General features: G+C 68.3%; 10 protein-coding genes. 5 read left to right on the forward strand and 5 right to left on the reverse strand.

Annotated elements, in window-relative coordinates; genetic code table 11:
• Window positions 1–4: 4 nt before the first annotated feature.
• The gene (locus WS89_RS23865) at window positions 5–1,591 is read right to left on the reverse strand and encodes an MDR family MFS transporter (RefSeq protein ID WP_059793904.1); all 1,587 of its coding nucleotides are present in this window, start codon (window positions 1,589–1,591) and stop codon (window positions 5–7) included.
• Window positions 1,584–2,702, reverse strand: a complete 1,119-nt coding sequence (locus WS89_RS23870; protein WP_059793906.1) for an HlyD family secretion protein — start codon at window positions 2,700–2,702, stop codon at window positions 1,584–1,586. The genes WS89_RS23865 and WS89_RS23870 overlap by 8 nt, the downstream gene beginning before the upstream one ends.
• A gap of 91 nt (window positions 2,703–2,793) precedes the next feature.
• Between WS89_RS23870 and WS89_RS23875 the strand changes: the two genes are divergently transcribed.
• The gene (locus WS89_RS23875; RefSeq protein WP_059793908.1) at window positions 2,794–3,627 is read left to right on the forward strand and encodes a CerR family C-terminal domain-containing protein; all 834 of its coding nucleotides are present in this window, start codon (window positions 2,794–2,796) and stop codon (window positions 3,625–3,627) included.
• A gap of 27 nt (window positions 3,628–3,654) precedes the next feature.
• On the opposite strand, the gene WS89_RS23880 is transcribed toward WS89_RS23875, so the two are convergent.
• The gene (locus WS89_RS23880; protein ID WP_059793910.1) at window positions 3,655–6,117 is read right to left on the reverse strand and encodes a mechanosensitive ion channel family protein; all 2,463 of its coding nucleotides are present in this window, start codon (window positions 6,115–6,117) and stop codon (window positions 3,655–3,657) included.
• A 338-nt stretch (window positions 6,118–6,455) separates the two neighbouring features.
• A complete protein-coding gene (locus WS89_RS23885; RefSeq protein ID WP_059793912.1) occupies window positions 6,456–7,415 on the reverse strand; it encodes an LLM class oxidoreductase in 960 nt (319 codons plus the stop codon).
• Between the two features lie 1,195 nt (window positions 7,416–8,610).
• On the opposite strand from WS89_RS23885, the gene WS89_RS23890 reads away from it, so the two are divergent.
• The 4 genes from WS89_RS23890 to WS89_RS23905 all read left to right on the forward strand — a co-directional run bounded on the left by WS89_RS23890 (window position 8,611) and on the right by WS89_RS23905 (window position 12,206).
• Window positions 8,611–9,513 carry an NAD-dependent protein deacetylase gene (locus WS89_RS23890; protein WP_059793967.1) on the forward strand — a complete coding sequence of 301 codons (903 nt, stop codon included), beginning with the start codon at window positions 8,611–8,613 and terminating at the stop codon, window positions 9,511–9,513.
• Window positions 9,510–10,151 carry a DUF938 domain-containing protein gene (locus WS89_RS23895; protein WP_059501180.1) on the forward strand — a complete coding sequence of 214 codons (642 nt, stop codon included), beginning with the start codon at window positions 9,510–9,512 and terminating at the stop codon, window positions 10,149–10,151. The genes WS89_RS23890 and WS89_RS23895 overlap by 4 nt, the downstream gene beginning before the upstream one ends.
• Window positions 10,152–10,248: 97 nt before the next feature.
• The gene (gndA, locus tag WS89_RS23900; RefSeq protein ID WP_021160879.1) at window positions 10,249–11,661 is read left to right on the forward strand and encodes an NADP-dependent phosphogluconate dehydrogenase; all 1,413 of its coding nucleotides are present in this window, start codon (window positions 10,249–10,251) and stop codon (window positions 11,659–11,661) included.
• A gap of 200 nt (window positions 11,662–11,861) precedes the next feature.
• Window positions 11,862–12,206 carry a DUF4148 domain-containing protein gene (locus WS89_RS23905; RefSeq protein ID WP_034205207.1) on the forward strand — a complete coding sequence of 115 codons (345 nt, stop codon included), beginning with the start codon at window positions 11,862–11,864 and terminating at the stop codon, window positions 12,204–12,206.
• A 111-nt stretch (window positions 12,207–12,317) separates the two neighbouring features.
• Here the strand turns inward: WS89_RS23905 and WS89_RS23910 are convergent, their stop codons facing one another.
• Window positions 12,318–12,638, reverse strand: a complete 321-nt coding sequence (locus WS89_RS23910; protein ID WP_059793914.1) for a hypothetical protein — start codon at window positions 12,636–12,638, stop codon at window positions 12,318–12,320.
• Between the last annotated feature and the right edge of the window lie 256 nt (window positions 12,639–12,894).

The following is a 12,894-nucleotide window of genomic DNA, read 5'->3' on the forward strand; positions in this document are numbered from 1 at the left end:
CGGGTCAATGGCCGGACGACATCGGTTGCGGCCCGCGCGGCGTTCTCAGCAGCAGCGCGAGCGGCACGCAGGCGAGCAGTGCGAGGCCCAGCAGATAGAAGGTTTCGGAATAGGTCATCACGACGGCCTGGATCTGGATCTGCTGCGCCAGTTGGCCGAGCGCGCGCATGTTGGAATACGCGAGATCGCCGGTGTGCGCGAACCAGTTGGCCGCATAGGCCGACAGTCGATCCTGACCGATGGGCGAGTTCGCTGTCACCGATTCGCGCAGCGCGGCCGTATGGAAGGTCGTGCGCCGATCGATCACGGTGCCGATGATCGCGAGCCCGATCGAGCCGCCGAGGTTGCGCGCCATGTTGTAGAGCCCGGCCGCATCGCCCGAGTCTTCGCGCGCGACGGCCGCCATCGACGCCTGGTTGAGCGGCATCATCGCGAGCATCTGCGCGAGGCCGCGGATCAGTTGCGACCACACGAAATCGTGGCCGACGCTCTGCGCGGTCAGGCTGATGTCGAGCATGCAGCTCAGGCAGAACAGCAGCAGCCCCGTGATCACGAGAATGCGGAAATCGACCTTGCCGAGCAGACGCGGCAGGATCGGCATCACGAGAAAAGCCGGCAGCCCGGACAGCAGCATGATCGCGCCGGCCTGTTCCGCGTTGTAGCCGGCGACGATCGCGAGGAACTGCGGCAACAGGTAGGACACGCCATACAGCCCGGCGCCGACGGCGGACACGATCACGATCACGCTCGCGTAGCGCGGGTTGCGCATCAGCGACAGCCGCATGATCGGCCGTTTCGCGAAGCGCTGCGACAACGCGATCAGGATCATCCCGACCAACGACACGATGCTCAGCGTGACGATCATCTGCGATTCGAACCAGCGTTCGCGCTGGCCTTCCTCGAGCACGACGGTCAGCGAGCTCAGGCCGATCGCGAGGCCGAGGATGCCGAGCCAGTCCGCGTTGAAGAACGCACTCCATTGCGGTCGGTCCGACGGCAGGCCGAACACCAGCAGCGCCATCAGCAGCAGGCAGACGGGCAGGTTCAGGAAGAAGCACCAGCTCCAGTCCACGTTCTCCGCGAGCCAGCCGCCGAGCACGGGGCCGAACAGCGGCCCGAGCAGCACGATCAGGCCGAACATCGTCATCCCGACCGGCAACTGCGACAGCGGCAGGCGCGTGCGGATGATCGTCTGCGCGGTCGGGATCAGCGCGCCGCCGGTGAAGCCCTGGCCGATCCGGCCGGCGATCATCATCGGCAGCGAATGCGACCACCCGCACATCATCGAGAACGCGATGAACAGCGCGGAGTTCGTCAGCAGGAAATTGCGCAGCCCGAATACGCGCGTGAGCCATGCGGCGAGCGGGATCATCACGATTTCCGACATCAGGTAGCCGGTCGAGATCCACGTGCCTTCGGTGCCGGTCGCGCCGATTTCGCCCTGGATCTGCGGCAGCGCGGAGTTCGTGATCGAGATGTCGAGCGTCGCCATCAGCGCGCCGAGCGCACCGGCCGCGACCGCGATCCAGTCGGTCACGCTCGCGCGGCCTTCGTGCGGCGGCGTGGGTATCGTGGCGGGCGTATCAGCCATGATGCTGCTCGTCGCGGGCCGAACGCGTATCGACGTCGACCGTCACCGACAGCCCGGGCAATAGCATGCGTTGCGCGCGGGCATTCGCGGCGAGACGGATGCGCACGGGCACGCGCTGGACGATCTTCGTGAAATTGCCGGTCGCGTTCTCGGGCGGCAGCAGCGCGAACTGCGCGCCGGTGCCGGGCGCGAAGCTGTCGACGACGCCGGACAGCGGGCCGTCCGGCAGCGCGTCGACATGCAGCTCGACGGGCTGGCCGACGCGCATGTTGCCGATCTGCGTTTCCTTGAAGTTCGCGACGAGATAGATCGAGTCGACCGGCACGACGGTCAGCAGGCGCGTGCCGGGCTGCACGTATTGCCCGACGCGCACCGTGCGGTCGCCGACGCGGCCCGCGAGCGTGCTGCGTACGATCGTGTTGTCGAGGTCGAGCTGCGCCTGGGCGGCGCTGGCTTGCGCGGCCTCGAGCTGCGCGCGCGCCTGCTGGAGCTGCGCGGTGAACGACGCGATCTGCGTGCGGGCGGCGGCGATCGACGCGTTGTTCGCGGCGAGCGTCGCGCGCGCCTGGTCGCGCGTGCTTTTCAGGTCGGCCACGCGTTCGTGCGTTTCGGCGCCGGTCGCCGCGAGCGGCGCATAGCGCGTGTACTCGTCGCTCGCGTGTTGCGCGTTGATCCGCGACACCTTCGCCTGTGCGTCGGCCTGTTCGAGATTCGCGCGCTGCTGGCTGATGTCGGCTTCGGCGCGCGCGATATCGGCGCGGCGGGCGTCGACGGTCGCCAGCGCTTGCGCGAGCGCCACCTGGTACTGCCGGACGTCGAGCCGTACGAGCGGATCGCCGGCCTTGACGGGCTGGTTGTCGCGCACGTAGACGTCGGTCACGTAGCCGGCGACCTTCGGCGCGGCAGTCATGCTGTCGGCCTGCAGGTACGCATCGTTGGTGCTTTCGATGAAGCGGCCGATCGTCCACCAGCGGCCGAGCCATACCGCGCCGCCGACGGCCGCGAGCACGGCGACCGCGAGCAGGATGCGCCGCTTCGTTCCGCCGTTGCGCGGCGTTGTTCCGTTTTCCTGACGATCTGCTTTCTGTGGCGGGTCTTGTGGCGTCGACATGCGGGATCCAATTTATTCCAAGTGGAAGAATTATTCCAGTTGATAAAATTGTGTCAAGTAGAATGTCGATCGATCGAATGACGAGGAAGGCATGAACGAAGCGAAGAAGCTGCGCCGCACGTCGGCGAGCGGCTACGCGCGCGGCGACGAAACGCGCCAGCGGATCATCGAGGCGGCGATCGAACTGTTCGGCGAGCGCGGGTTCGCGGGCGCGTCGACGCGCGAGATCGCCGCGAGGGCGGGCGTGAACGCGCCGGCGCTCCAGTACTACTTCGAGAACAAGGAAGGCGTGTACCGCGCGTGCGTCGAGACGATCGCCGAGAGCGGCTGGCAGGTGTTCGCGCCGGCGGTCGGCCATGCGCGGGCGATGCTCGACGCTCATGCGAGCGTCGACGAACTGATCGAAGCGTTCATCGGGCTGCTGCGTGCGTTGTCGGACCGGATGTTCACCGCGCCGAAGACGATGAACCAGCGGATGTTCTTCGCGCGCGAGCAGGGCGGCCAGGAACCGGCGAGCGCGAGCGAAATCCTGATGACGCGCATGCGCAAGCCGCTGAACGACGTGTGCGCCGAGCTGATCGGCCGCATCACGGGGCGGCCGGCCGACGATTCCGTCACGCGGTTGCGCGCGCTGAGCCTGTTCGGGCAGCTCACGGTGTTCCACATCGCGCAGCGTTCGGCGCTGCAGTTGCTCGAATGGGAGGCGTTCGACGGCGCGCGCGCGGCGCTCGTGACCGAAACGATCGCCGACCAGACGCGCGTGCTGCTCGAGCAATGGCATGCGCAGCGCGATGCGGGTGCCGCCGAGGGGGAATCCGCGCCGAAGCGCGGGCGGGGTGCCGCGGCGAAACGCGCGGCGAAGCCGGTGGCGGCGCCTCCCGCCGCGAAAAGCACGGCCCGCGTGAAGAAGCCTGCCGCGCGTTGAGCGCGACGGATTACTTGCTCCCGACGATCAACCCGGCTTGCGCTCCGCTGCGTCGGGCGACGGCGGCCGGGCTGCCGTATCGGCGGCATTCCGCGTGTCGGCGCGCAGGTCGTTTTCATCGTGGCCGACCGGCCGCGATCCGTCCGCATAGGCCACGACGCTGCGCTGCGGATTGGCGATCCGGATTCCGCGTTCGCGGAACGTCTCCGCGATCCGCCGGTTGAATTCGCGCTGCACGCTCCAGCGCGCCGAGTCCGTGCATTGCATCTGTCCGGCCAGCGCGAGCGCCGCGCCGTCGACCTGGTCGATGCCCCAGTAGCTGAAGTCCGACAGAATGCCGTCGTGGTACTTCGGGTCGTCGCGCAACGCGGCGCCGATTTCCTTCAGCGTCGCGATCGCGCGGTCGATGTCCTCGTCGTACGCGATGCTGACCTTGACCGCCGCGTTGCCGAGCCCTCGATTCGTATTGTTGACGGTCGTCACCGAGCTGAACGGGATCGTGTACAGCGACCCGTCGCCGGCGCGCAGCCGCACGGTGCGGATCGACAGGTATTCGACCGTCCCCGATACGCCGGCGAGCGTGACCCAGTCGCCGACCTGCATCGCGTTTTCCATCAGCAGGAAGATCCCGGTGATGAAATCCTGCACGAGCTTCTGCGAGCCGAAACCGAGCGCGACGCCGAAGATGCTGGCGCCGGCCAGCAGCGGACCGACGTTCACGCCGAGTTCGCTGAGGCCCGTCAGCACGACGACGAGCGCGATCATCACGAACAGCAGCGAGCGCAGCATCGGCAGCAACGTGCGCAGCCGCGCGGCCCGCACCAGGTTGCCTTCGCGCGTCCAGCGTTGCAGGCGGCGCTCGATCGCGATGTTGGCCGCTTCCCACACGACGAGTGCGACGATCGCCGCGATCGCGATCGTCACCAGCGCGGAGGCGAGCCGGTGGCCGATCGTACCCGTCTCGAACGCGCGGAAGATCGGCACGCCCCAGATCTGCAGCAGCAACAGGACGGTCACGACGCCGAGCGCGCCCGACACGATCCGGCGCAGCAGCGGGTAGTAGCGGTACGCGTGCAGATGAACGAGCGTGCGCTCGTCCTCGCGGCGCTGGAACAGCCGCGCGAGCGCGCCGAACACGACGATCGACACCATCCGCATCGCGATCATCGCGGCGATCGAGCGGCCGCCGAGCGTGATCAGCACGCGGTAGCCGTTGTGGACGTCGAGCGCCCACACGAACCACAGTGCCATCACGATGAAGACCGAGACGGGCGCCCACGCGTCCGCGAGTGCGTTGCCGACGACCGTGAAGGTCGGACGATCCGCGCCGGCGGCACGGATCCGGGCCGCGACCGGCCGGCGGCACTGGAGGATCAGCACCGAGATCATCACGTGCCCGACGAGCGCGACGGCCTTCAGCAGCGCGACATGGCCTGCTTCGGTCAGGCCGAAGTTCGCGGCGATCTCGACGGCCGCCGTGCACGCGCCGACCACGATCGCGATCCGCGCGATCGAGCGTTGCGCGAACTCGGCCCATGCATCGCTGATATGCAGCAGCCGCAATTGCCGTGCGTCGGGCTGGAAGAACAGCCGGCTGACGATCGTGACGAGCCGGCAAATCACGTAGGTGTCGATCAATGCTTCGAGCGCGGATTCGATCGGCGTGCCTGCTTCGACGAGCAACGACATCGTCAGGCTCGCGACACCGACGAACACGAGCAGCGGCACCACGCGCAGCGCGAGACTGACGAGCGCGCGCGGCATCCGGTGCAGCAGCGTGGTGTGCCGGCGCGCGTGGCCTCGGCTTGGGGAGGGCGCGGTGTCCGCAGCATTGGCGGCTGCGGTGTCGGGCGGGGTGGACGTGTCGGGCGGCGGCGCGTGATCCTCGTCCGATGCGTCGGAATCGGGCGCGGGGCTGCGCGATGCATCGGCGCGGCGCGCGGCCACCGTCGCCAGCGCGCGTCGCAGCAGCCGCTTCGCGAGCCATTCGACGATGAGCGCAGGCAGCAGCACCGCGAGGAGGATCCCGAGCGTGCGAGTCAGATCCGCACGCTGGTCGGCGCGCGCGAGCTTGTCGTGCCACCAGCTTCCCACCGAACCGATGTCGAGCAGCGAGCGCAGCGATTCCTGCAGCGCGTTGCCGATCTGGGCGGCCCAGCGCGATCCCTGGCGGACGAGCATCGATGCGAGCCCGTTCGACGTGAGCGCGGCCGGCGCCGCCGCAGCCGATGCGCCGCTGGCCGCAGACGCCGCGCTTGCCGGCACGGCGGGCGCGCTCAGCGCGCCGACGGCCGCGATGGCGCGCAGCGTCGTTTCGACCTGCGCGCGCTCGCGCGGGTTTTCCAGCACATTCAGTGCCTGTCGCGCCTCTTGCGGCGTCAGCGCGGGCGCGGCGTCGGAGGCGGCCGACGCGGCGGCCGGCACAGGCGTGGCCGCGTGGGCGGCCGAGACGACGGCGGCGAGCAGCCAGCCGAGGAGGATATGTCGCATGGCGTGGGCATGCGGGTGCGTCTCGTCACGCGGCCCGCGAGGCTGAATGATGGACGGAAGTTAACATGATCGCGATCGGAACCGAATAGTTCCGTCGCCGGCTGTTCGATCGGGCGTAAGCGAGGCGGCGCGGGCGTTGGCGAGGTATGCGCGCAAGCCGTGTGCCGGATGCAGGCTGCCGATCGTCCGATATCGGCGGGAACGTCCTGCTTGCCTGGTCGTAAGGCGTCTGTAACGCGTGTACGCCGGTGCCGATTGGCGAGGCGCCGCGGCGCGAGCGTTCGTCCGGCCACGACCGACGCTTGCACCGCATCGTATGGATCGGGATTCCTGACGAATCACGCTCGCTCGTCATGAAATACCGGCAAGACATGCTCGGCGATTTCTTCGATGACGTCGCGCACGGGCCGGTCCGATCCAGGGTTCAGCGTGACGTGGTGCGTGCCCGCCGCGCGCATCTCGTGCAGGATGTCGACCAACGCGCGCCGCCCGGTTGCATAACCGAGCGGCAGCGCGGTGGCCGGCGTATCGGGATGCGTGGCGAGATCGAGCCGCATCGATACGCCGAATGCACGAAATTCCGGCGACGCGAGCCGGTCGACCGCCGCGCGCCACATCGAATAGCGGGCACGCTGCGTATCCGGATCGCGGTGATACGTCATCCAGCCGATCGAATGCCGGGCGATCCAGTCGACGCTCTGTCCGCCCGAGCCGACCGCGAGCATCGGCACCGCATCGCCGCCGCGCGGCAGCAGCGTGAATTCGGGCGCATCGGGCGGCGCGTGGTCGGGCAGCACGCGCGACGGCACGCCGAGCGCGGCCGCGACGACGTCCCAGTGCGCGCGATAGCGGTCGCGCCGGGTTTCCGCGTCGACGCCGAACGCCGCATATTCGGACGGCCGGTCGCCCGAGCCGAGCCCGAGGATGAAGCGCCCACCCGACAGCGTCGCGACCGACAGCGCGCCTTTCGCGATATGCAGCGGATGACGCAGCGGCAGCACGATCGCGCCGCTGGCGAGCGCGATCCCGCGGGTGCGCGACGCCAGCGCGCCGAGCAGTACCCACGGGTCGAGGTGGCCGACCGGGTCGGGATAGTCGGCGCTGTTCAGCGGCACGTCGCGAATCCACAGCGCGCGAAAGCCGAGCGAATCGGCCAGCGCCGCGAGTTCGAGCTGTTCGTTGAAGTCCGCGACGATGCGGCCGCTGCGAAGCAGCGGAAGCGTGAGGCCGATCGACAGCCGTCCCGCCGAGAAGACACGATGCGCGACGTCGGGGCGGGTGGGAGTGGGGATGGTCATGGCGAATCCTTGGCGGCGAGGCAGCGGGAACGCGCGGCGTTCAGTGTCCGAATGCTAGCGTGTTTGCGCGATGCACGAGCGGGACGGCCAAGCCTCGCGCTGCCTGACCCGCAGCGTCGCGCCGTGCGGCGCGAGTCCGGTCGTGACGCCATGCACTGCGATGCGCGGTCGCGACCGGTGCGATAGACCGGCGTGCGGGAGCCGATATCCAGCCGGTGCTTCGTGTCGGACATGCGGCGCGTGCGGGTTCCGGCCGGGCGGTGGCGAATCGCGGGAACGGGTGAGGCCGGCCGGTCGCGTCCGATCGCGGCGCGACGTCGGATGTGGGGCATAAGGTGATCGGCCACGCCGCACGGCGACGACGCGACGATGCCGGCGGTGCGTTTCAGTTTCGAAACGTTCGCGCTTTCCGACGGCGCGCGATGCCTGCCCGCGGCCCGCGAGGCCTTGCCGCATGAAGCATGGTGCGCTCCTTGCATGGTTGTATGGGCCGTGAGTGCGATCGCGGGTGCAGTCGGCTCGGCAATCGCTTCAGTGGGTCGGACATATCGAACACGGGGACAAGAGAATGAAAAAAGACCGAAACGCAACGCATCGTGTTGCAAACATGAATCGCCGACCTGCCAGGGTATTCGCTTCGCCGTTGATTGCGGCGACGTGAGCGAGCGGCTTTCCGTTCCATCCGGGTAATCGGTTTCGTTCCGAACGATGGCGTGCAGGCGTGACGCACGAGTCCGACCGTTGCCGGTCGGCCGTCGGCGGCGAACCGCGTGCAGGCGGATGGTCCCGGCCGGATCCCGGAATCGTCATACCTTGGCGCAACGACGTCGTCGCGCGGCGCATGCGTTTGCACGTCGCGCATTGCGCGGGCACGACGAGCGCACGGAACGGGATCGGGTCGGGAAAGCCGGCGACGCGCCGACGTGCGCGGCCGGGCGGAACACGCGGAGTCAGGGGGAACGTCCGTCGAATGCGGCATGACGGACGTCGCAACATTGTGCTGTCAGTTGATCCACTACCCCGATGGATCAATTGTTGAAGCGCCCGTCGCCGAGCGGCGGCGGGCGTCTTTTTGCGTGCCCGCGTGCCATGGCGGCGGCCAGCCCGATCGCACGGCGTTCTGTATCATGTGCTGGCGTGCGTGGCGGCCCGTGCGGGCGCACGGCCTGCCGGCGCGACCGATCACGTTGCCAACATGAACGATAACGCCTTGCCCGATTCTTCCATCGTCGACGCCGATCCGGCCGCGCTCGATGCGCTGCAGACGTTCGTCGAGCGTCATCCTCGCCTGCTCGTGCTGACCGGCGCGGGCATCAGCACCGATTCCGGCATTCCCGGTTACCGCGACCGCAATGGCCAATGGATGCGCTCGCCGCCGATTCAGCTTCACGAATTCCTCGGCTCCGACGCCGCGCGGCGCCGCTACTGGGCGCGCAGCATGATCGGCTGGCCGGTCGTCGGCCGCGCGCGGCCGAACGGGTCGCATGTCGCGCTGGCGCGGCTCGGCGGCGCGGGCCGGATCGAGCGCCTCGTCACGCAGAACGTCGACGGCCTGCATCAGCGCGCGGGCAGCGGCGACGTGATCGAGCTGCACGGCGGCATCGACGGCGTCACCTGCCTCGAATGCGGCGCACATCATGCGCGGGCCGCGATTCAGACCGTGCTCGAAGCCGACAATCCCGAGCTGCTGGGCGCGCAGGCCGAGCCGGCCGCGGACGGCGACGCGCATCTCGAATGGGCCGCGCTCGATACGTTCCGCATCCCGGCGTGCCCCGCGTGCGGCGGCCTGCTGAAGCCGGCGGTCGTGTTCTTCGGCGAGAACGTGCCGCGCGAGCGCGTGGCGCTGGCGTCGCAGGCGCTCGAGGCCGCCGACGCGTTGCTCGTCGTCGGCTCGTCGCTGATGGTGTATTCCGGCTACCGCTTCTGCGTGTGGGCGCAGGCGCAGCACAAGCCGGTCGCCGCACTCAATCTCGGCCGTACGCGCGCCGACCCGATGCTGACGCTGAAGGTCGAGGCGCGCTGCGCCCCCGCGCTCGACGCACTCGTGGCGCGGCTGGGGCTCGGGCGCAACAGCGACACGAAGGAGCATGCATCGTGACCGGCGCCGCTACTTCGCCCGATCCGTCCGCACGGCTGTCGGCGCCGGCGGCCGAACGCAATCGCGGCCCGATCCTCGACGTGCTGCGCCGTGTGCTGCCCGCGAGCGGCAGCGTGCTCGAAATCGCGAGCGGCACGGGGCAGCACGTCGTGCACTTCGCGCAGGCGTTGCCGGGCCTGCACTGGCAGCCGAGCGATCCCGATGCGCACGCGCGGCGTTCGATCGCCGCGTGGGTCGCGCATGCGGCCCTCGAGAACGTCGCCGGGCCGCTGGCGTTCGACGTACGCGACACGCCGTGGCCGGTCGCGGCGCTCGACGCGATCGTCTGCATCAACATGGTCCATATCTCGCCGTGGGCCTGCACCGACGCGCTGTTCGCGGGTGCGTCGCGCGTGCTGCGGCCGGGCGGCGTGCTGTTCCTGTACGGTCCGTACCGTCGCGAAGGCCGGCATACGGCGCCGTCGAACGAAGCCTTCGACCGGCAGTTGCGCAGCCGCGACCCGTCGTGGGGCGTGCGCGATCTCGAGACCGTGGTCGCGCTCGGCCTCGATCGCGGGCTCGACTGCATCGAGGTCGTCGAGATGCCGGCGAACAACCTGAGCGTCGTGTTCCGGCGCCTGCCGCACGCGGAGCAATGACACGCAAGCGGGCAGCGCCGCCGGGTTTCCACTATCCTTTCGCCTGTGCGCGCGGCCCGGCTCGGGTCGCGCCCCGTTTTTTCCGGAGAATTGACTAATGGGCAAACAAGCAATCGGTGTGATCGGGCTCGCGGTGATGGGCCGCAATCTCGCACTCAATATCGAGAGCCGCGGTTACGCGGTGTCGGTGTACAACCGCAGCCGCGAGAAAACCGACGAACTGATCGCCGAATTCCCCGGCCGCAATCTGGTGCCGACCTATACGCTCGAGGAGTTCGTCGCGTCGCTCGAAACGCCGCGCCGGATCCTGATGATGGTGAAGGCCGGGGAAGCGACCGATGCGACGATCGCATCGCTCAAGCCGCTGCTCGAGAAGGGCGATGTGCTGATCGACGGCGGCAACACGCACTTCACCGACACGATCCGCCGCAACCAGGAACTCGCGCAGTCGGGCCTGCATTTCATCGGCACCGGCGTGTCGGGCGGCGAAGAGGGCGCGCTGCGCGGCCCGTCGATCATGCCCGGCGGCCAGCGCGACGCGTACGACCTCGTCGAGCCGATCCTCAAGCAGATCGCCGCGAAGGCGCCGTCGGACGGCGAGCCGTGCGTCGCGTACATGGGCCCGGACGGCGCGGGCCACTACGTGAAGATGGTTCACAACGGCATCGAATACGGCGACATGCAGCTGATCGCCGAAAGCTACTCGGTGCTGAAGGACGTCGCGGGCCTGACCAACGACGAACTCGGCGCGGTGTACACCGAATGGAACCAGGGCGAGCTCGACAGCTACCTGATCGAGATCACGTCGAAGATCTTCGGCAAGAAGGACGAGGAGACCGGCAAGCATCTCGTCGACGTGATCCTCGATCGCGCCGCGCAGAAGGGCACCGGCAAGTGGACGAGCCAGAATGCGCTGGATCTCGGCGTGCCGCTGCCGCTCATCACGGAGTCGGTGTTCGCGCGCGTGCTGTCGTCGCTGAAGACCGAGCGCGTCGCGGCCAGCAAGATCCTGTCGGGCCCGGCTGCCGCGCCGTTCGACGGCGATCGTGCCGCGTTCGTCGAAGCGGTGCGCCGCGCGCTGTACCTGAGCAAGGTGATCTCGTACGCGCAGGGCTTCGCGCAACTGCGCACGGCGTCGGAAGAGTACGGCTGGAACCTCGATCTCGGGACGATCGCGAAGATCTTCCGCGCGGGCTGCATCATCCGCGCGCGCTTCCTGCAGAAGATCACCGACGCGTACGCGAAGGATCCGGCGCTCGCGAACCTGCTGCTCGACCCGTACTTCAAGGACATCGCCGCGAACTACCAGGCGTCGCTGCGCGACGTCGTGGTGGCCGCGGTGAAGGCCGGCGTGCCGGTCCCGGCGTTCGCGTCGGCGGTCGCGTACTTCGACAGCTACCGTTCCGAGCGGCTGCCGGCGAACCTTGTGCAGGCGCAGCGAGACTTCTTCGGCGCGCATACGTTCGAGCGCACCGACAAGCCGGGCAGCTTCCACGCGAACTGGTCGTAACCGGCGTGCGGCGGCGGCATTGTTGCGAAAATCTATTCTTTGAATAGGGTTTTTCTATCCCGGATGCCGACATTGTTGGCTCCGGGGAAACAGTGTTTTCGCTCTTTCATGGTTTTCCCTAGGTGCTGACGGGACTAAACTCTGTTCCATCGCTGCAGACATGGTGTGTGCGGCGGAGCAAAAAAATCCCGGAGGTAATCATGAAATCGCTGATCGCAACGTTCGCTGCTGCTGCTGTCCTCGCCGTCCCCGCCGTCTCGTTCGCCCAACAGAACGCGCCCGTCACCCGTGCACAGGTGAAGGCCGAGCTGGTCCAGCTGCAACAGGCCGGCTACAAGCTGGGCAGCGACCGGACCAACTATCCGGAAGGCATCCAGGCTGCCGAAGCCCGTGTGAACCCGCAACAGAACGTCGCTGCGGCCGACACGACCGGCTACGGTGCACAACCGGCCGCCGGCCAGGAGTCGGGCGCACCGGCTGCGGCCAAGACCGGCTGGCAAGTCAAGCGCATCTCGGACGGCGCACCGGTCTACAAGGGTCGTTAATGGTACGGCCGCGCTGGCGACCGCATCCGACCCCCTGTAGTACAACGGCCCGACGTACCGCATAGCGGTACGACGGGCCGTTTTCATTGGCGGCGCGCGATGCGCCGCCGTTCAGTGCAGCCGGCGTCTGCCGCGCCCGATATCGCGAAACAGCGCTTCGGCGGGTTCCAGTACCTGCAGCCACGTTTCGTCGTAACCGCTCAGCGTATCGAGTGCGTCGCGCAGCCGTTCGATCGCGAGGACCGGCAACTCGACGCTGTGGCGCGTGGCGCCCGTCAGGTGCGTGACGCTCGCCAGCTGGACGAGCGCGTCGGCCGCTTCGGCGACGTCGGTCGCGAACAGCAGGTGCCGATTGAGCAATTCGACCAGACCGCTGGAACCGGCGAAATCGTCGGCGTCGAGCTGCACGGAGAGAAACGTCGCGTTATTCATTGTCATGCTCCTCGTTGTCGTTGGATCGCGCTGCGCATCGTCGAGTATAGGCGGCGATCGAAGCGGAGAATATGACGGGGCCGATACGGTCGGCGAGGATGACGGCACCCCGCAGGGAAACCTTCGAAGCCCCGGCCGAGCGGCCCGCCTGGCACGGCTCGCGGCCCGCCGGCGCGCCCGCGCGACGCCGCAAGATTGTTTCCGGATCCGCCAACTGTCGGGGCCTCGACCGCGACAAATGGTATCTTTGCCGATC

It is taken from the genome of Burkholderia sp. MSMB1072, from assembly GCF_001524725.1.
GTDB lineage: Bacteria > Pseudomonadota > Gammaproteobacteria > Burkholderiales > Burkholderiaceae > Burkholderia.

Bases quoted from the DNA above. Each gene is read 5' to 3' on its own strand.
- WS89_RS23865 (WP_059793904.1), bottom strand. From the start codon at position 1,591: ATGGCTGATACGCCCGCCACGATACCCACGCCGCCGCACGAAGGCCGC.
- WS89_RS23870 (WP_059793906.1), bottom strand. From the start codon at position 2,702: ATGTCGACGCCACAAGACCCGCCACAGAAAGCAGATCGTCAGGAAAAC.
- WS89_RS23875 (WP_059793908.1), top strand. From the start codon at position 2,794: ATGAACGAAGCGAAGAAGCTGCGCCGCACGTCGGCGAGCGGCTACGCG.
- WS89_RS23880 (WP_059793910.1), bottom strand. From the start codon at position 6,117: ATGCGACATATCCTCCTCGGCTGGCTGCTCGCCGCCGTCGTCTCGGCC.
- WS89_RS23885 (WP_059793912.1), bottom strand. From the start codon at position 7,415: ATGACCATCCCCACTCCCACCCGCCCCGACGTCGCGCATCGTGTCTTC.
- WS89_RS23890 (WP_059793967.1), top strand. From the start codon at position 8,611: ATGAACGATAACGCCTTGCCCGATTCTTCCATCGTCGACGCCGATCCG.
- gndA (WP_021160879.1), top strand. From the start codon at position 10,249: ATGGGCAAACAAGCAATCGGTGTGATCGGGCTCGCGGTGATGGGCCGC.
- WS89_RS23905 (WP_034205207.1), top strand. From the start codon at position 11,862: ATGAAATCGCTGATCGCAACGTTCGCTGCTGCTGCTGTCCTCGCCGTC.
- WS89_RS23910 (WP_059793914.1), bottom strand. From the start codon at position 12,638: ATGAATAACGCGACGTTTCTCTCCGTGCAGCTCGACGCCGACGATTTC.